Source organism: Chryseobacterium vrystaatense, from assembly GCF_000737765.1.
Lineage (GTDB): Bacteria > Bacteroidota > Bacteroidia > Flavobacteriales > Weeksellaceae > Chryseobacterium > Chryseobacterium vrystaatense.
This window is the reverse complement of record NZ_JPRI01000006.1, coordinates 59,481-77,981: the sequence shown is the minus strand read 5'-3', so window position 1 is coordinate 77,981 and position 18,501 is coordinate 59,481. Positions and strand designations below refer to the sequence as shown.

Below are 18,501 nucleotides of genomic sequence, written 5' to 3'. Positions count from 1 at the left end.
GCCTTTTATATTTAAAAGTAAGGTAGTCTATGTAAAATTCGCTATTTTTGCGGGATTTTATAAATAACTCGATGGGCAAAAATAAATTAGCAAGATTCGCAGAAAACAAAATTTTACCAAACGTCATTCAGCCGACAAGAGAAGACGCGCTGAATGGTTTTTCACTTAAAGGAAAATGGAGAGAAGACTTCTTTAAGAATGACCATCCTATTGTTCTGGAACTTGGCTGCGGCAAGGGTGAATATTCTGTGGGACTTGCCAAAACATTCCCTGAGAAGAACTTCATCGGGATCGATATCAAAGGTGCTAGATTCTGGTTTGGTGCTAAGGAAGCTGTTGATAACAACATGAATAATGTTGCATTTTTGAGAAGTCAGATCGAGCTTGTAGATCATTTTTTTGCAGAAAACGAAGTGGACGAGATCTGGATTACATTCCCTGACCCACAGATCAAATACAGACGTACCAAACACAGACTTACCCATCCTGACTTTTTAGAACGATACAAAAAATTTCTGAAACCTGGTGGAATTATCCATCTGAAAACGGATTCGGAGTTTCTTCACGGCTATACATTAGGCTATTTACAGGGTGCCGGCTATGAAATAATCAGTGCTCATCACGATATCTACGGTGCTCCCGAATATGATCCGAATACAGAGCATCTGAGAGATATCAAAACCTATTACGAAGAGCTTTTCTCTGCAAAAGGAAAAACAATTACATATATAAAATTCCGGATAAGCTAAAAATTCATAAAGATCAGAGACTGTATTTTCAGTCTCTTTTTCATTATATTTATGCTTCATAATTTCAAATTAATGAGTCGATGAAAAAAATATCTGCACTTTCTGTCTTTTCAATTCTTTTATTATCAAATACCAGCTGTAGTGTCAATTACAGCAATTATCCCACAAGAACGACACCTTCTTCAGGATCAGGAAATACAGTACTTAATACAGAGAGAGAATACGCTGAACTTGCCAGGACCTACAAACCTGAAACCACAGAGGTATTAAATGATCTTCTCAATGGAGATTCTGCATCTAATCCAAAAACCTCTATTTCTGTAGAAAATAAATCCCGCTGCAATATGGTTCTTACGGTAAGCGGAAATGGCTTTTTTAAAAAAATCCCTATCGCGTCAGGCAAAGTCGGCTATACCATGGTCCCAAAAAACCAGAACTACAAACTTTCCGGAATGCTTTGTAATTCTTCTTACCAGTCCACAAAATTCATTTCAACTTCATACGCTATAAAACTTAGCAATTAGAATAAAAACCTGCAATATCATGTAGGTTTTACTATATTAGACGGGTATTATTGATTTATGAAAAAAACAATAGCCACCCTCCTGATTATCCTCTCCGGAAGCCAGTATGGGCAGACTAAACCTTCGGATACGTTAACTAGGAATGAGATCATCGAACAGAAAGAAACGATCATTTCTTATCTGCAGAAAAACAGTATATTTTTAAAGAATAATTTTGATAAAAAATATACGATGATTGGCGATTTCCTTCCTGTAGACGAGAAAAATGCCTACAAATTAGCGAAGGTATCTATAGACGGCTGCTGGGGTTATATTGATGAAAAAGGGAAAGAGATTATTCCACCTTTTTACAGTTATATCTCGCAATTCTATAACGGCATTGCCTTAATAACTTACTATTCAGACGATGCTGTATTTAATAAATGCGAAAGGTTGATCAATGATAAGGGAGAGTTTTTATTTCCAGACTGCAGCGAACAAAGCAGCAGCAGTATCATACCTGAAAGGAAAAAGAGTATTTTCTCTCAGATCCCAAACACCCCTTACGTAAAATATGGCCCCCAAAAAGGATTTGGAATTATCAACAGAGACAGAAAAACACTGGTTCCTACCCAATATAAATCGATAACCTTTGAAGGGCAGCATTTTATCTGTCAGTCACAGGATGAGAAAACAATAGATCTCTATAGTGAAGAAGGAAAGTTAGTCTTCACTGCTCCAGGGAAATATGCTTATCATATTAAAGATCAGTATTATTCTTTCATGAATTATGAAACCGGCAGATATGATCTGATTGACATCATCACTAAAAGAAGAATATTTCAAAATTTTACGGGGTATCATAATCCCGGTAACTCAAAAAAAATATCATTCAGGGTTCAGGATTACCGCCAACCTAATAAATTTAATGAAGATGAAAATGTTTATATGGCAGATCAGAACTTTAAAATAATCAATATAGATCACCCGAACGCAAAAAATTTTGAAGACCAATATCTCGTTCAGGAAACAACAGAAAACAATCGTTTAGTTTATATTATTCTTGATTTTGAAGGAAAAGTAATCACAAAGTACAATGAATACGAGTACGATCTTTACAATTATTTCGCTCCTTTTAGGCTGAATGACCCTGCCTTTATACAACAGAATGCCTCCAGATTTTCAGGGTATAAAAAGATCAACAGACTGGACGATAATGATCCGCAGTATATTGGTTACTTCTACAGTTTTCACCCTTATAATGAAAGCTCACACGAACCACGAATAAGGAAAGGCATTCATTTTCTCAATAAGAAAACCTCAGAAATATTCCTGACCCTGTCTCCTGACAAATACAGAGATCCCAGAACATTCGATATCGGACAGGTTTCTGTGTATAATATTCCGTTGGAACGGACTGAAATCTATGATTTGAATGGCAGTATGCTCTTTTCTCTGCCTTTTGATGCATCTAATGATCCTAAAGAAAAATATTTCCAGGTCATAAAAAATAACCTTTATAATATAGCCGATAAAAAGACTCATAACCTGCTCTTCAGAAATTACTATAAGGAGATTAAAAAAATTGGAGACACCGGTTTATTTTTGGTCAGTAATGGCACTCATTACGGGATTCTGGACAATACCGGAGCTATAGTAAGCCCCTTTGATAAAATCTATGGTTACCTCAATGAAAAAAAAGCAGATTATGTATATCTGTTTAAAAGCAATATGTTTGAATCTTTCAACACCGCTTCAAGAAAAGCAGAAATCCGCATACAATATGATGACAAAAACGGATCATCCGGCCAATATATAAACGGCATCTATTATCGCGCCAACATTGCAATCGATCAATATGGCAACGCCTTTTACCAGGTCAAAAATGAAATTGTATTCCGTCCGTATTCATCTAAATAAAAAAAACGCTGGATCTGCATCCAGCGTTTTTCCTATATTAAAGAAAATCTTTAATTATTCAGCATCGAAATCAGCATCTGTTTCAGCAGATACCTTTTCTCCTTCTTCTTTAGATTTTTCTTTATCAGCTTTTCTTTGAGACTGACCTTCTTTGATAGAATCAGAAACAATGTTTAAGATCATATCAATAGACTTAGAAGCATCATCGTTTCCTGGGATAACGAAGTCTACTTTTCTTGGGTCAGAGTTTGTATCAACAATACCGAAAACTGGAATACCTAATTTCTTAGCTTCAGTTACAGCGATATGTTCTCTCATGATATCTACAACGAAGATTGCAGAAGGAAGACGAACCATGTCAGAGATAGAACCTAAGTTTTTCTCCAAGTTAGCTCTTTGTCTGTCAACCTGTAATCTTTCTTTCTTAGATAAAGTTTCGAACGTACCGTCTTTTTTCATTTTGTCGATATGGTTCATTTTCTTTACAGCCTTTCTGATAGTAACAAAGTTTGTTAACATACCTCCTGGCCATCTTTCTGTAATATAAGGCATATTAAGTTCAGAAGCGTGTTTTGCAACAACTTCTTTCGCTTGCTTTTTAGTTGCAACGAAAAGAACTTTTTTACCTGCAGAAGTTAATTTTTCTAAAGCACTACAAGCTTCATCCAACTTAACTGCTGTTTTATGTAAGTCTACAATGTGAATACCGTTTTTCTCCATAAAAATGTATGGAGCCATATTTGGATTCCACTTTCTAGTCATGTGACCGAAGTGTACGCCAGCCTCTAAGAGGTCTTTTACATTTGCTTTTGCCATGTTTTCTGTTTTTGTTAGTTTACTTTCCGCTTCTTATGCAATCAACAACTTCTTTAGATGGGAGAAGTGTTTGGATGCTAAACGTAACGGGCAATTTGCTTTAAGCTTTAGGCATGAAGCTGCAAGCTGTCAAGCGAGTTAAAAAGTTTAATAAGTTTTTCAAAAAGCCTATTGCATAATGCTTTAAGCTTACCGCAATTCTTAACGTTTTGAGAATTGGAATCTCTTTCTTGCTTTTTTCTGACCTGGCTTCTTTCTTTCCACCATTCTTGCATCTCTCGTAAGTAAACCAGCAGGTTTCAAAGCTAATCTGAATTCAGCATTGATTTCGCATAAAGCTCTTGAAATACCTAATCTGATAGCTTCTGCCTGACCTGTATTTCCACCACCGAATACGTTTACGGTAACGTCATACTGACCAACAGTCTCAGAAAGGATAAACGGTTGATTCAATTTATAAACCATCACGTCTGTAGAGAAATAAGTTGCAGCATCTTTACCGTTTACTGTAATGATTCCAGAACCTGGTCTTACATAAACTCTCGCTACAGAAGTTTTTCTTCTTCCGATTTTGTGAACTATAGACATAATTAATTATTTAAATTCGTTAACATTAATTGTTTTAGGCTGTTGAGCTTCATGTTTGTGCTCAGTTCCTTCATATAGATAAAGGTTCTTCAATAAAGCAGATCCTAATCTGTTCTTAGGCAACATACCTTTTACAGATTTTTCCAATACTTTTAAAGAATCTTTCTTCTGAAGTTCAGCCGCAGTCATAGACTTCTGTCCACCAGGGTAACCTGTATGCCAGATGTAAGTCTTATCAGCCCACTTATTTCCGGAAAGCGTAATTTTCCCAGCATTCAAAACGATTACGTTATCACCACAATCTACGTGAGGTGTAAAGTTCGTTTTGTGCTTACCTCTCAAAATCTTTGCAACCGTTGAAGCTAGTCTTCCTAACGGCTGTCCTTCAGCGTCTACCACAACCCATTCTTTATTAGCAGTAGCTTTGTTCGCTGAAACAGTTTTGTAACTTAATGTATTCACACGTTTTAGTTAAAGATTAAACATAATTTTCCCCTAAAAGGGTGTGCAAAGGTACAAATAATTTTCGTATCCCGAAAACATATTTTATTTAATCTATATAACCTCCGGATTTTAACCTTGCTTTAATAGATTTTAACTACCTTTTTACTTTTGGCACAGAACTTGTAAAATGAATGACCGATGAAAAAAAACGCTTAAGAAGATTCTAAAAACACAACTGATAAAGTAAAGAGTTTCATCCCTCAACTCTTGCTTTATTAACTTTACTTTAAAGATTTCTGTAAAAGCTTACCAATGTGGTTATTTTATATCGTTAAATATTTATATTTGCCCGAAAACCATATTCCTATAATCCATGAGCCACGGAAAAATCAGAGAAGATAAAACCTGCCTGAACTGCGGGCATCAGGTTGAAGAGAGATTCTGCCCACACTGCGGACAGGAGAATATCGAAAGCCGCCATCCCTTTTACTTCCTTTTCACCCACTTTATTGAAGATTTTACCCATTATGACGGACAGTTTTGGGGGACTTTAAAAAACCTCCTCTTCAAGCCCGGAAATCTCACCAATATTTATTTAGAAGGCAAGAGACAGAAATTTGTACCGCCTGTAAAACTGTATATATTCGTCAGTTTTATAACATTCTTCATGTTCGCCCTTTTCCCTTTTGATATTAGTTTTGGCGACAGAGATGATCCCAAGGATACAGATAAAGCAGGTTTCTTTGAGAATATGACCTCTTCTGAAGTAAAGAAAGTAATCGACAGTATAAAAACCAAACCCCATCTGACGGCAGAAGATTCTCTGTCTATCAAAACTCTGAGTGCTTTTGCAGATTCTACTCAAAAGGGCATCAAGCATAGCCTTAAAATGGATAATAAGATAGATGCTGATATTAATGTTAATGGGTACAATAACAGAAAATCTTATGACTCGGCGGCCGCTAAAAACCCATCATCTTTAGATTTCATCCAAATACCGCTGACCCATAAATTTTTTGAACTCAAAGAAAAAGGAGTAACAAAAGCAGAGATTCTTAGAAACCTGACAGAAAAATCTTTCCACAATTTACCGAAGGCTCTTTTCATATACCTCCCTCTTTTTGCATTCTTTTTATGGATTTTCCACAGTAAGAAAAAATGGTGGTATTTCGATCACGGGATTTTCACCCTTCATTATTTCTCGTTTCTCTTATTGAATGTCTTGTTTGTATTTCTTCTTGGCAAATTGATAAGTTTTTCAAATATAGGATCTGTCAATATTCTTCTATATTTAGTAATGTCGGCTCTGCTGATCTATAGTATTGCCTATTTCTTCATCGCTCACCGCCGGGTTTATCATGCCCATGGATTAGTGAGTATTATCATCGGAATGGCATTATTTACCGTTAATTTCTTTGCATTTACGCTTTTAGTTGCTGGTCTTGCTATGGTAAGTTTCCTGATGATCCACTAAATAATAAGAGGTACTTACTCCATATAAAAAGAGGCTGTTTGTTCAACAGCCTCTTTTCTTTTTATTTTCTTTTCTATTTTCTTAAGGACTTGCTGGCCCTGAAACTCGCTATCATATAGTACGCTACAAAAACCGTTGAAAATTTAAGGATGGAAGGAATAGCCAGCTCCAGGCTGAACAGGCCTGTTCCGATAAGCACCAGAACTCCCATCACCGCAAAAGAAATACCTAATTTCTGAGGCAGTGTGAAATTGGGTGTATCCAGATAGTAAGCAATTCCCCATGCAATACCAAAGGCCAGTGCATAATAGATATCAAGACCGATATTTTCAGAACTGTAAAAAAAATAATTGATCAGGAAACTGAGAACGGTTCCTAAAGCAAAATACATCAAAGCCTTTTTCATACTGTATATATAATCGTGCAAAAATAGAGAATTTACTGATCATTTCTAAACGAATGATTGTTAAGTTGGAGAAAAAAGGACCATACCCACACAAACAACATGCTAAAAATCAAAAGATTAAACAAAACCAAAAGGTTCTTTTTTTATTATTATATTTGAAAGTTCAGAAATTTTCTAGATTTTTTATGGAAACCCAAAAATATACTCCAACCAACAAAGTGAGAATCGTAACCGCGGCGTCATTATTTGACGGACACGATGCTGCGATTAATATCATGCGCCGTGTGATTCAGGGAACAGGATGTGAAGTAATCCACCTTGGCCACGACAAATCAGCAGAGGAAGTTGTAAACACAGCGATCCAGGAAGATGCCAATGCTATTGCCCTGACCTCATATCAAGGCGGTCACAATGAATATTTTAAATATATCTACGACCTTTTAAGAGAAAAAAATTCACCGCAAATCAAAATTTTCGGTGGCGGTGGCGGTGTAATTCTGCCTGAAGAAATTGAGGACATCATGTCTTATGGAATCGACAGGATTTATTCTCCTGATGACGGCCGTGAACTTGGCCTACAGGGAATGATCGATGACCTGGTTAAAAGATCAGACTTCGCAACCGGAAAAGAGGTAACAGCAGATGATCTGGATTCAATTGATTTTGAAAATTCAACAAGCATCGCTAAAATTATTTCAGCTGTAGAAAACTTCTCAGATGAAAAACCTGAATTGGTAAAAGCTATTGACGAAAAATCAAAAGACTTAAATATTCCAATCATTGGTATCACCGGAACAGGTGGTGCCGGAAAATCTTCATTGACAGACGAATTGGTAAGACGTTTCTTACGTTCGAATACAGATAAAAAAATTGCCATTATTTCAATTGACCCTTCCAAAAAGAAAACGGGAGGAGCACTTTTAGGAGACAGGATCCGTATGAATGCGATCAATGATCCAAGAGTGTATATGCGTTCAATGGCTACAAGAGAAAATAATGTTTCGGTTTCTCCGTTCATCCATTCTGCACTGAATGTATTGAAACTGGCTCATCCGGATGTTATTATCCTGGAAACTTCAGGTATCGGACAGTCCGGTTCGGAAGTTTCAGATTTTGCTGATGTTTCCATGTACGTAATGACTCCTGAATATGGAGCTTCTACACAGTTGGAAAAAATCGACATGCTGGATTATGCAGATTTGGTTGCATTAAACAAATCTGATAAACGAGGTGCTCTTGATGCACTTCAGGCGGTAAGAAAACAGTTCCAGAGAAACCATTTATTATGGGAAAGTCCGTTGGATGACATGCCGGTTTATGCGACAAAGGCATCTCAGTTTAATGATCACGGAACCACTGAACTTTACAACAGACTTGTTGAAAAAGTAAATGATAAGTTTTCAGAATTAAATTTACAGGGCTTCGTTGAGCAGGAAATTACAGACGAGGTAACCATTATTCCTCCAAAAAGGGTGCGTTATCTGTCTGAAATTGTTGAAAACAACAGAATTTATGATGCTAATGTAGAAAAGCAGGCTGCGCTTGCCAGAAAGATGTATCATATCGAAGGGGTAAAAAGTTTCTTATCGAATGAAACATTAGACAGCGAATATCAAAAAGCAGAAAAAGATCTTCAGCAGGAAAATATCGACTTCCTGAAATCATGGGACGACACGAAAAAAGCATTCCATGAAGAATTCTATTCTTATTTTGTACGTGGAAAAGAAATCAGGGTAGAAACCTCAACTGAATCTTTATCCCACTTAAGAATTCCCAAAATAGCATTACCTAAATATACAGACTGGGGCGACCTGATCAAGTGGAAAGGCCAGGAAAACCTTCCGGGAGGCTTCCCATATACTGCGGGAATTTATCCATTTAAAAGAACAGGTGAAGATCCGACAAGGATGTTTGCAGGAGAAGGAGGTCCGGAAAGAACCAACAGAAGATTCCATTATGTTTCTGCAGAAATGGATGCCAAACGTTTGTCAACAGCATTTGACTCTGTAACTTTATACGGTCAGGATCCTGCTTTACCACCGGATATTTACGGTAAGATCGGAAATGCAGGAGTTTCTATTGCGACGCTGGATGATGCTAAAAAACTATATTCAGGATTTGACCTTGTCAATGCAATGACTTCGGTTTCTATGACGATCAACGGTCCTGCTCCGATGCTGCTGGCCTTCTTTATGAATGCTGCCATCGATCAGAATGTTGAAAAATATATTGCTGAACATAAACTTGAAGCTAAAGTTGAAGCCGTTTTAAAAGCAAAATTTGACGACAGAGGTTTAGAAAGACCAAAATACAACGGAGAACTTCCTCCTTCCAATAATGGTTTAGGTTTAAAACTATTGGGAATTACCGGAGATGAAGTAATCCCGGCTGATGCCTACGCTGAAATCAAAGCCAAAACGATTGCAACCGTTCGTGGTACCGTTCAGGCAGATATTTTAAAAGAAGATCAGGCTCAGAATACCTGTATTTTCTCTACTGAATTTGCACTAAGACTGATGGGTGATGTTCAGGAATTTTTCATCACAGAAAAAGTAAGAAATTTCTATTCGGTATCTATTTCAGGATATCACATTGCTGAAGCAGGTGCGAATCCGGTTTCTCAGCTGGCATTTACACTGGCCAACGGTTTCACGTATGTGGAATATTACCTGAGCCGTGGAATGGATATCAATGATTTTGCACCCAACCTATCGTTCTTCTTCTCTAACGGTATCGACCCTGAATATTCAGTAATCGGACGTGTGGCGAGAAGAATCTGGGCCAAAGCCATGAAACTGAAATACGGAGCAGATGAAAGAAGCCAGATGCTGAAATACCACATTCAGACTTCCGGACGTTCTCTTCACGCTCAGGAAATTGATTTCAACGATATCAGAACAACATTACAGGCGCTTTACGCCATTTATGACAACTGTAATTCTCTTCACACCAATGCTTATGACGAAGCGATCACAACTCCTACTGAGCAATCTGTGAGAAGGGCGATGGCTATTCAGTTGATTATCAATAAAGAATTAGGTTTAGCTAAAAACGAGAATCCATTACAGGGTTCATTCATTATTGAAGAATTAACAGATCTTGTAGAGGAAGCAGTTTATGCAGAATTCGACAGGATTACAGAAAGAGGCGGTGTTCTTGGTGCTATGGAAACCATGTATCAGCGTTCTAAGATCCAGGAAGAATCCATGCACTATGAATGGTTGAAACATACGGGAGAATATCCGATCATCGGGGTGAATACTTTCCTTGGAAAAGATGGTTCACCAACGGTTCGTCCGGGAGAAGTAATCCGTTCTACTGAAGAAGAAAAGCAGGTTCAGATTGAAACGCTTCATAATTTCCAACAGTCGAATGAGCATCAATCTGAGGAAGCCCTAAGAAAATTACAGTACGCAGCCATCAACCAGCAAAACTTATTTGCAGTCATGATGGATGCGGTGAAATACTGTTCTCTTGGCCAGATCACCAACGCTTTGTTTGAAGTGGGTGGAAAGTACAGAAGAAATATGTAGTCCGTGTCGGACAGACCATTGATAAAATTAAACCTCAAGGAATTTTCTTTGAGGTTTTTTTGTACTTTTAATCATTAAAGTATCTCAATGAAGCAAAAATTTCAAATTAAAAAACCATGTCCACAGCTTTGGGAGGACATGCAGAATACAGCGGATGGTAAATTTTGTGATGTGTGCGAGAAAAAGGTTTGGGATCTTGATCATATGCCGAGAACAGAGATTGATGAGATTCTAAAAAACGGCGATTCTATATGTGGGAAAACCTCACTTTTAAAACCTGCTTTTTCAAGTGTTTTTTTAGCGCTAACATTAACATCAGCAATATATACCAATGCACAAACAGCCAATAAGTCTCTGGTAGAAAATGTTTATCAGAAAAACATTACCATAAGCGGTCATTTAGTTTCTCTGAAAAACAGAAAGTTAGTTTCCGGAGCAATTTCCTTAGTTACCTTAGATCAGCTGTACCAAGCAAAAGCAGACGAAAACGGGAATTTCACTTTGTCGTTTCCGGAGAAAGCATTAACCGAACACAACATCATCAGGATTGACTATACCGTATTAGAGTCAAATAATAAAGAGTTCACGGATCAAAATTCTTCTATTTTCAAAACCAATGAACTCCTGGGGAAACAGAATTTTGAAATTGAAGACCGCTATGTTACCATAGGAGGTATAATGATTTCTGACAACGCACCTCCGGACTATTATTTCCTTGACGGTAAGAAAATCGGAAAAAGAAAATTTGAAAATGTACAGAAAGAACATCCGGAATATAAGTATTTGGCATTTTATGATGACGTCATTGTTCAGAAACTGGCTAAAAAAAGTTATATAAAAAACCTGTATTTACTTTATTCAGAATAAATTAGGAAGATCCCTCAAAATGATGCGGGATCTTTCAATTTCATAATACAATTCAATGAAGCCAAAAGCCGTATTCAACTGGAGCAGCGGAAAAGATTCTGCTCTCGCCCTTTATAAAACTTTGCAGGAAAACCAAATTGAAATAACCACTCTGCTGACCAGCATCAATCATGAGTTTCAGAGAATATCCATGCATGGGGTTCATGTTTCTCTTTTGGAAAAACAGGCTGAAAGTCTGGGGCTTCCTTTGATAAAAATGGAACTACCCAAAGAACCTTCTATGGAAGAGTATAAAGATATAATGAATAAGACGATGTCGGGCATTCAGTCGATGGGAATCACTCATTCTGTCTTTGGAGATATTTTTCTTGAAGATCTTAGAAAGTACCGTGAAGATCAGCTGAGTTCAGTAGGCATGAAAGCCGTCTTTCCTCTCTGGAAGCAGAATACATCGGATCTGATCCATGAGTTTCTGGATCTGGGTTTTAAAACAATTGTTACCTGCGTGAATGGAAACTACCTGGATAAAAGTTTTGCCGGCAGAGTGATTGACAAAGATTTTATCCGTGACCTTCCTGAAAATGTCGACCCCTGCGGAGAAAACGGGGAGTTTCATACATTTACTTTTGACGGACCTTTATTTAAAAACTCCATTCAGTTCGAAATTGGTGAAACGGTAAAGAAAACGTATCCTAAACCCAAAGCCAGTCCTGAAGATGAAGACGGAGCATATGTTTTCTGGTTTTGCGATCTGGTTATGAGATAATTATGCAGAACCAGTTGTGATGTAGTCTATAATCGGGAATTCTTTTTTAAGAATGAAAATTTTTATGAAATTTTGCCATAACTGATGAAAACATTCTTCATCTGTTCATTGCTTATGCAAAAAAGGATTCCGTTTTCACAGCATTTTTCCTTTATCAACAGTAATATTTCATCACTCCTGCCTGGCAAAAGTGGGCGGTTTTTCTTATTTTTGGGAGACAAAGCTGTAAAAAATTTATTCCCATCACAAAATGACAAAAAAAATATCCCTTTTTCTTTTATTTATTCTATTGGTTTCTAATTTAATTTCCTGTCAGAAGGAGATAACTCAAGTATCTAAACCCATTGATAAAAATGCTGTCGTCGATTCTACCATCACTGCTTTTCAGAAAACACTTTTGGAACAGCAGATTGATTCTGTGTTTAAAAAATATAAATTCAACGGAAGTATTGCCGTCTTTAAAGATTCACTACAGCTGTACAGAAAAGAAAACGGTTTTTCTGATTTTAAAACTAAAACAAAAATCGACAGCACTACCATTTTTGCCATCGGTTCTGTAAGCAAGCAGTTCACAGCAGCTCTTGTTCTTCTTCAGATGGAACAGGGAAAACTGAATGTGGCTGACAAGGCGTCCAAATACCTTAAGGAATTTCAAATTAAGGAGTATGAAAACATAACGATTCATCAGCTTTTAAACCATACTTCCGGGCTTAATACTTTTGGAGGGAAACTGATGTTTAAAAGCGGCTCTGATTTCTTCTATTCTAACGACGGTTTTAATGCATTGGGGAAAATCGTAGAAACCGTTTCAGGAAAATCATATGATGACAATGTACAGGAACTGTTCAAAAAAGCAGGAATGAAAAATTCTTCTACCGGAAATATTTTTGAAGGACATAATTTTGCGAGCGCTTATCTTGGAAATGCAAATAACTTTCAGGTCGTTCCCAATATGCCCAAACGATTAGGAAGCAAAGATATAGGAACCCCTGCAGGTGGTATTCTTTCTACAATAGATGATCTTCATCTGTGGAACAATGCGCTCTACGGCGGAAAAATCCTGAAACCGGAAACTTTAAAACAGCTCACTTCCAAAAGCGCCGAAAGACATCATGCCATTTTGGGAAAAATGGGTTATGGCTATGGGATCATGATGAATACCGGAAAACCTGAATGTTATTTTCACAGTGGTTATGTAAAAGGATCTCCGTCACTGAACATTTATTACCCGCAGAGCAAAACATCGGTTGTCATCCTGTCTAATATTGCAGACGAAGAAAAAGGCAAGAGCTCTACTTTCAGGCCTCATGTCGAAGTGAAAAAGATTACCGATAACCTTGAGAATACAATACTGCAACTTAAATCAAAACATTAATTTTCTTTGCATTCCAGTATAAAAGCTGAATCTGAATAGCCGCAGCAAACAGAAAGAATGGTTTTATCATAACTGAAAGAGTTTCATGAAGATCTTTAAAAAAGAAGGAGGCTATTGCGATCAGTATAATTCCTGCAAACAGATTTTTTAAAAGTAAGGGATGAAAACTGATCTGAAAATAATCGTTTAAATTCATGGTTTTCTGCATAAAGTTATAGACGGAAAGACCGAATATAATCACCAAAAATACGATCTGTACATCATTAAACAGATAAGGTTTCATGTAAAGCAAACCTGAAAAGACCAATGAAAAGACCAAAGCGTATACACTCATCTTTTTGAAACGCGTCTGAAGAATGTCTTTCTCAATCCTTGTCATTTTTCTTTTTGATAAAAGATCTGCTTTTACCAGTTCCAGTTCGTTTTTCCAGTTCATTGTGGTCTGTAGAAAAGCTTCCTCAAAATCTGTATGACTATTTTCCATCACACCTGCGATCTGAAGCATAAAGTGATCTTTAATCTCCAACAGCAGCTTTTTTTCCAGTTTTTTTGAAATAAGATATTGTACAATCTCTATTTCCTGTGCAGTATTTATCATGATAATAATCTGAAATGATTCTTTTTTTGGTTCAACTCAATCTGTCAGAGTGTTGACGTCTGCAGAAAATTCTGTAATTTTTTCAAAGACTTTTTATGCTCAAAGAAATTGAACAGGGTAAAGATCACGGCAGTCTGCAATACAAAAGGAATGAGTAATGTGATCAGAACGCCAAAGATTTCCGGAGTATTCTGTGTTCTGAAAAACTGGTAGGCATAATGTCCGTTCTTCCCCATGAGCTGCAGCATTGACAGGGTGCTGATCAACATAAGTCCTGTATTTTTCTGATACATGGTATAAAAGCACTTTCCTTTGTATTTAAAGTCTGTTCTCATGTATTTCCAGATCTTTACATTCACTAGCCAGGCCAGCCCTAATACAAGCAGGAACATCCCATTCAATACTCTGAAAAATATCCTGTACTCTTCCTGATTCTTTGAAAACATGATCAGCAGCAGATTGATTCCAAAGAAAAGAAGACCGATTACAACAGATTTTTTTAGCAGGCTGTTGTATTTTTCTTTTATAACTTTTTTTGCAATTAAAGGAAGCTGTACAGGTGAAAACAAAATATAGCTGACCATTTTAAATTCTCCATCCCAGGCTTTTTTCACTTTCAGGAAAGCCTGTTCAAAGTTTAACTTTTCATTGGTTTGAACATCTGAAACCTGAGATATCATATGGTCTTTTATCTCCAGTAAAATATCAAGTGGAAGCTGTTGGAAAATAAGATAATCAGCAACCTCCTTTTCCTGTGTCTCAGTCATCATATATTAAAAATGGTATTGAGGTTCAACAAATAACTTTTCATTTCATTCTCCTGAACAGCCTGATGTTTTTTGCCTTTTTCCGTCAGGAGATAATATTTCCGGTCTCTTCCGTTGATCTTTTGAATCTCAGAAGTAATCATGCCATCATTTTCCAGTTTGTGCAACAACGGATACAGAGCACCTTCCGTCATTTCCAGCTCCCCTTCTGTAAGCTCTTTTGCCCGTTGGGTGATTTGATAACCGTACATCTTGACTTCTTTCGAAAGAAGTTTCAAAATAATATTCTGGAGTGTTCCTTTATAAAGACTGTTCTTTTTCAACTGATCTTAATTTATACCTTTCAAATCTATGCATAATTTTCTTATGTATAAAGTTTTTCTCTGGAAAAATGTAATTTGCCTTATGAAAAAAATGTATTTCATCGCCATTTACCCTCCACAGGAAGTCATTGACGAGGTGAACATCTTTAAGAAAGATCTTGCTTTGAATTATGAAAATTCTAAGGCATTGAAGAACGATGCCCATATTACTTTATTTCCTCCTTTCTCCAGAGAACTGGAACTGGAAAGCGATATTCATACAGCTTTTCAAAAAATCGACACGGATCTGCCTCCCTTTGAAATAGCACTGAATGGGTTTGGAAGTTTTCCGAATCCTAAAAACCCGGTTATTTTCTTACAGCCGGAGCCGAATGAAAATCTCACCCAGCTTTATCAAAAGGTAAAAGAGCATTTCAATTTTATCAGCTATTCCTTCCATCCGCATGTCACGGTTGGATATAGAAATCTTAGTTATGATAACTATCTGAAAGCCTGGGAGCTTTATAAGAACAAGGAATTCAAAACTAAATTATTAGTCGATAAATTACTGCTTCTCCGCCATGATGAGAAGTGGATTCCCATTGCGGAAAAGAAACTCACTGGAACTCTTCATGAATAAAAAATGCCGGCTTACACAGCCGGCATTATGATTTTGAATCGTATGAATTTACTGTTTTATAATTTTCTGTGAAATAATCATTCCTTCATTTTCATACACATTCACAAGGTAAGTACCTGCCGGAAGATTTTTAATATCTACCAGCAAGGTTGAATGGTCTTTAAGTTCCGATTTTATCCGGATCAGTTTTCCGGAAGCATCGAATAGTTCAACCCTTGTGTTTTCGGAAAAATCCTGTTTTCCTTTTATAAAAAACTCGCCGTCTGAAGGGTTGGGATAGACACTGTATCTTCTTTCTTCAGCCTTTACTTCGGTCATTTTCCGCGCAGAAGATTTATTCAGCGTCCAGGTGATATTGGTAAAATGGACTGTATTGTGGTTATTTACTTTAAGCATCGGGCTGTTATCATTGACCGAAAAGATCAGGGTATTGTTTCCCACATTCAGCTGAGAGGGAGAAACGGTAAGTGAGCTGGCTGTTGATGCAAGCTGCGTTCCGTTCAGTTTCCAGGAATTGACGAGTGTATTCGGAATAGGAAGAATTTCGTTAACCGTAAATGTGACATTGGCATTGGCATTCACCGATGAAGTATTGGCGGGTGTATAGGAATCTACCGGAGATACCAAGGAATGAATTTTTTCAATGATGGCTTCTTTACAGACTGAGCAGAACTGCTGGTTGAGATACCTCATCTCACAACTTTGGTGAGGACGGAACCACGAAGGGCTTTCTGCATGGGAGTACACTCCTACCCCGTTAAGTCCTACCCAGTTTTTCCACTTTACAGTAGCCGGGTTTGAAGTCTGGGTTTTGTTGGGAGCTTCTCCGGTACCGGAAAACCAGTATTCATCGGCCAGCTTTCCGAATGAATGTCCGAGTTCATGGACAACAATTTCATTGGACGATCCGTTAAGAGAAGCAAATGCATAGGTACCACCGCATCCTCCATATTCTGTTGAATTACCCAATACATAGGTAATGTCATAATCCGGAACATTGGCTGCAAGAACCTGTCCAACTTTATTGGTTGTATTGCTGTAAATACATCTGTGAACCCCGAAGTCAAAGGAAGACCCAAGATAATTGGCAGGATTGGAAACGGGAATAACAGGCTCTGTCACATCTGTCGCTGTTCCGGGATGCTTTACGCCCGAAGCGGTAGAGACCACCTTCACGGCATAGGCATTGAAATAATTTTTATATTCTGTATAGGGGCTTTTTGTAAAAAGATAATTGACGGTAGCCTGCGCAGAGTTTACAAAGGAAGTTTGCTGAGCTGTGGTAAAACCGTCGCCTAATACCGCAATGATAATTCTTTTGTCGTTCGATCCGTTCTGAAGAAGGGGAACGGTCTGGAAGGTCTGTGCAGCAAAACAGCTTCCAATCAACAGGGCAAATAAAGTTTTTTTCATGGTTATAGTTTTTGGGTGAATAGAAGTTGGGTTCCGGATTCGGTTACTTTCTCGATTTTAACCGTCTGGATTTGCTCAGAATAAGCATATCTCACACTGAATTCTGCATTCTCAAGGGGAATTTTCTTTCTGCTGATTCCTTCTTTTTCATACACTTCCATTTCCGGATGCAATGGATTTTTCACAAGCTGTCTGATCACCTCCTTTCCTCCTGAATCGGAAAGAATCACCATAAAATCTCCGGTCTCAACGTCGCTTCTGTCAAAAGAAGGGGCAGATTTGAGCTTTCCTTCTGCAACTTTTTTTTCCTGAAGAACAATTCTTTCCTTTCCGGACGCCTCCTTATCTGCCTTAAAAAACAGATAAACAATCTTGCCTTCTTTCCGGATCTCGGCACCGGAGGCCTTTTCACCGGAATACCGTAACACACTGTTTTTCTGAAAACTAAAAAACAGAACTACGGGAACAATAAAAAAATTGAGTAAATTTTTCATAACATTTTTATTTAAAGTTATAAATATTTCCCAATACAATGAATATTTTAAATAAAATTTTCTCTGATTAAAAAAGTTTAGAATATCCTATCTTTGAGCCATGATTTCAGAGAAGATAATTTTAGGCATTGATCCCGGGACTGCCATTATGGGTTTCGGTATTATTTCCGTAAAAAAAGGCAAAATGGAGATGGTATCTATTCACGAACTGATCCTAAAAAAATATCCCAACCACGAAACGAAACTGAAATACATTTTTGATAGAACTCTTGCTCTGATCGATGAATACCATCCCGACGAAGTAGCGCTTGAAGCTCCATTTTTTGGAAAAAATGTACAGAGTATGCTCAAACTGGGACGTGCGCAGGGCGTGGCAATGGCCGCAAGCCTGTACAGAAATATTCCGATCACGGAGTATTCGCCCAAAAAGATCAAGATGGCAATCACCGGTAACGGAAATGCCAGCAAGGAACAGGTTGCGGGAATGCTTCAAAACCTTTTAAATTTAAAGGAATTTCCTACAAAATATTTAGATGCCTCGGATGGTCTGGCTGTTGCGGTATGTCATCACTTCAATTCCGGAACGATAGCCAATACCAAATCATTCAGCGGCTGGGAAAGTTTTCTTAAGCAGAACCCGGACAGGCTGAAGTAAGAAGAATCAGGTATATAAACAATTCCGAAAGAGAAGGATAAAAAAGAATAATAGAGCCTTTTCACAGGTTGTGAGACGGCTTCTTTTGTTTAAACAGGCTGATATATTCTACATGAAAACAAGGCTGAATTCATATTATACAGGCCTGACTCAGCTTGCTCCTCCTCTATCAGCTGAAATATATCTCCGGC

The 18,501-nt window shown here is 37.5% G+C and carries 19 protein-coding genes; 10 read left to right on the top strand and 9 right to left on the bottom strand.

Features of this window, described 5'->3' with window-relative positions; genetic code table 11:
• Nucleotides 1-71: 71 nt before the first annotated feature.
• The 3 genes from trmB (at nucleotide 72) to IW16_RS16130 (ending at nucleotide 3,172) form a co-directional block, all read left to right on the top strand.
• The gene (trmB, locus tag IW16_RS16140; protein WP_034746540.1) at nucleotides 72-749 is read left to right on the top strand and encodes a tRNA (guanosine(46)-N7)-methyltransferase TrmB; all 678 of its coding nucleotides are present in this window, start codon (nucleotides 72-74) and stop codon (nucleotides 747-749) included.
• 80 nt (nucleotides 750-829) lie between these two features.
• Nucleotides 830-1,273, top strand: coding sequence for a DUF6759 domain-containing protein (locus IW16_RS16135; RefSeq protein WP_034746537.1), 444 nt, complete (start codon nucleotides 830-832; stop codon nucleotides 1,271-1,273).
• Between the two features lie 57 nt (nucleotides 1,274-1,330).
• Nucleotides 1,331-3,172, top strand: coding sequence for a WG repeat-containing protein (locus tag IW16_RS16130; RefSeq protein ID WP_034746534.1), 1,842 nt, complete (start codon nucleotides 1,331-1,333; stop codon nucleotides 3,170-3,172).
• 54 nt (nucleotides 3,173-3,226) lie between these two features.
• On the opposite strand, the gene rpsB is transcribed toward IW16_RS16130, so the two are convergent.
• The 3 genes from rpsB to rplM all read right to left on the bottom strand — a co-directional run bounded on the left by rpsB (nucleotide 3,227) and on the right by rplM (nucleotide 5,038).
• Nucleotides 3,227-3,988, bottom strand: a complete 762-nt coding sequence (gene rpsB, locus IW16_RS16125; protein ID WP_034746531.1) for a 30S ribosomal protein S2 — start codon at nucleotides 3,986-3,988, stop codon at nucleotides 3,227-3,229.
• 201 nt (nucleotides 3,989-4,189) lie between these two features.
• Nucleotides 4,190-4,576 carry a 30S ribosomal protein S9 gene (gene rpsI, locus IW16_RS16120; RefSeq protein WP_034746528.1) on the bottom strand — a complete coding sequence of 129 codons (387 nt, stop codon included), beginning with the start codon at nucleotides 4,574-4,576 and terminating at the stop codon, nucleotides 4,190-4,192.
• Nucleotides 4,577-4,582: 6 nt separating this feature from the next.
• On the bottom strand, nucleotides 4,583-5,038 hold the full coding sequence (gene rplM / locus IW16_RS16115; RefSeq protein WP_034706094.1) for a 50S ribosomal protein L13: 456 nt from the start codon (nucleotides 5,036-5,038) through the stop codon (nucleotides 4,583-4,585).
• Between the two features lie 355 nt (nucleotides 5,039-5,393).
• Between rplM and IW16_RS16110 the strand changes: the two genes are divergently transcribed.
• On the top strand, nucleotides 5,394-6,494 hold the full coding sequence (locus IW16_RS16110) for a DUF3667 domain-containing protein (protein WP_034746526.1): 1,101 nt from the start codon (nucleotides 5,394-5,396) through the stop codon (nucleotides 6,492-6,494).
• A gap of 73 nt (nucleotides 6,495-6,567) precedes the next feature.
• Here the strand turns inward: IW16_RS16110 and IW16_RS16105 are convergent, their stop codons facing one another.
• Nucleotides 6,568-6,900: a hypothetical protein gene (locus tag IW16_RS16105; RefSeq protein ID WP_034746523.1), complete on the bottom strand. Its 333-nt coding sequence runs from the start codon at nucleotides 6,898-6,900 to the stop codon at nucleotides 6,568-6,570.
• A gap of 185 nt (nucleotides 6,901-7,085) precedes the next feature.
• On the opposite strand from IW16_RS16105, the gene IW16_RS16100 reads away from it, so the two are divergent.
• The 4 genes from IW16_RS16100 to IW16_RS16080 all read left to right on the top strand — a co-directional run bounded on the left by IW16_RS16100 (nucleotide 7,086) and on the right by IW16_RS16080 (nucleotide 13,441).
• Entirely contained in the window at nucleotides 7,086-10,433 is a 3,348-nt protein-coding gene (locus tag IW16_RS16100) for a methylmalonyl-CoA mutase family protein (RefSeq protein WP_034746915.1), read from the top strand.
• 87 nt (nucleotides 10,434-10,520) lie between these two features.
• On the top strand, nucleotides 10,521-11,300 hold the full coding sequence (locus IW16_RS16095; RefSeq protein WP_034746521.1) for a hypothetical protein: 780 nt from the start codon (nucleotides 10,521-10,523) through the stop codon (nucleotides 11,298-11,300).
• Nucleotides 11,301-11,355: 55 nt separating this feature from the next.
• Nucleotides 11,356-12,066 (top strand): Dph6-related ATP pyrophosphatase, encoded by a 711-nt coding sequence (locus IW16_RS16090; protein WP_034746519.1) that lies wholly within the window; start codon nucleotides 11,356-11,358, stop codon nucleotides 12,064-12,066.
• 250 nt (nucleotides 12,067-12,316) lie between these two features.
• Nucleotides 12,317-13,441, top strand: coding sequence for a serine hydrolase domain-containing protein (locus IW16_RS16080; protein ID WP_034746514.1), 1,125 nt, complete (start codon nucleotides 12,317-12,319; stop codon nucleotides 13,439-13,441).
• Here the strand turns inward: IW16_RS16080 and IW16_RS16075 are convergent.
• Genes IW16_RS16075 through IW16_RS16065 form a run of 3 tightly spaced genes read right to left on the bottom strand, consistent with a single transcriptional unit; the run spans nucleotide 13,425 to nucleotide 15,129 of the window.
• Entirely contained in the window at nucleotides 13,425-14,039 is a 615-nt protein-coding gene (locus IW16_RS16075; RefSeq protein ID WP_034746511.1) for a hypothetical protein, read from the bottom strand. The genes IW16_RS16080 and IW16_RS16075 overlap by 17 nt on opposite strands.
• 44 nt (nucleotides 14,040-14,083) lie before the next feature.
• Nucleotides 14,084-14,809, bottom strand: coding sequence for a hypothetical protein (locus tag IW16_RS16070; protein ID WP_034746508.1), 726 nt, complete (start codon nucleotides 14,807-14,809; stop codon nucleotides 14,084-14,086).
• Nucleotides 14,806-15,129, bottom strand: a complete 324-nt coding sequence (locus IW16_RS16065; protein ID WP_034746505.1) for a PadR family transcriptional regulator — start codon at nucleotides 15,127-15,129, stop codon at nucleotides 14,806-14,808. The genes IW16_RS16070 and IW16_RS16065 overlap by 4 nt, the downstream gene beginning before the upstream one ends.
• 82 nt (nucleotides 15,130-15,211) lie before the next feature.
• On the opposite strand from IW16_RS16065, the gene IW16_RS16060 reads away from it, so the two are divergent.
• Nucleotides 15,212-15,748, top strand: a complete 537-nt coding sequence (locus IW16_RS16060; protein ID WP_034746912.1) for a 2'-5' RNA ligase family protein — start codon at nucleotides 15,212-15,214, stop codon at nucleotides 15,746-15,748.
• A 48-nt stretch (nucleotides 15,749-15,796) separates the two neighbouring features.
• Here IW16_RS16060 and IW16_RS16055 read toward each other — a convergent pair whose 3' ends face one another.
• Complete coding sequence (locus tag IW16_RS16055) at nucleotides 15,797-17,161, bottom strand: peptidase M64 domain-containing protein (protein WP_034746502.1); 1,365 nt, start codon at nucleotides 17,159-17,161, stop codon at nucleotides 15,797-15,799.
• Nucleotides 17,162-17,163: 2 nt separating this feature from the next.
• Nucleotides 17,164-17,655 carry a hypothetical protein gene (locus IW16_RS16050; protein ID WP_034746499.1) on the bottom strand — a complete coding sequence of 164 codons (492 nt, stop codon included), beginning with the start codon at nucleotides 17,653-17,655 and terminating at the stop codon, nucleotides 17,164-17,166.
• Between the two features lie 100 nt (nucleotides 17,656-17,755).
• Here IW16_RS16050 and ruvC point away from each other — a divergent pair, with 100 nt between their 5' ends.
• A complete protein-coding gene (gene ruvC, locus IW16_RS16045; protein ID WP_034746495.1) occupies nucleotides 17,756-18,310 on the top strand; it encodes a crossover junction endodeoxyribonuclease RuvC in 555 nt (184 codons plus the stop codon).
• Nucleotides 18,311-18,501: the final 191 nt, after the last annotated feature.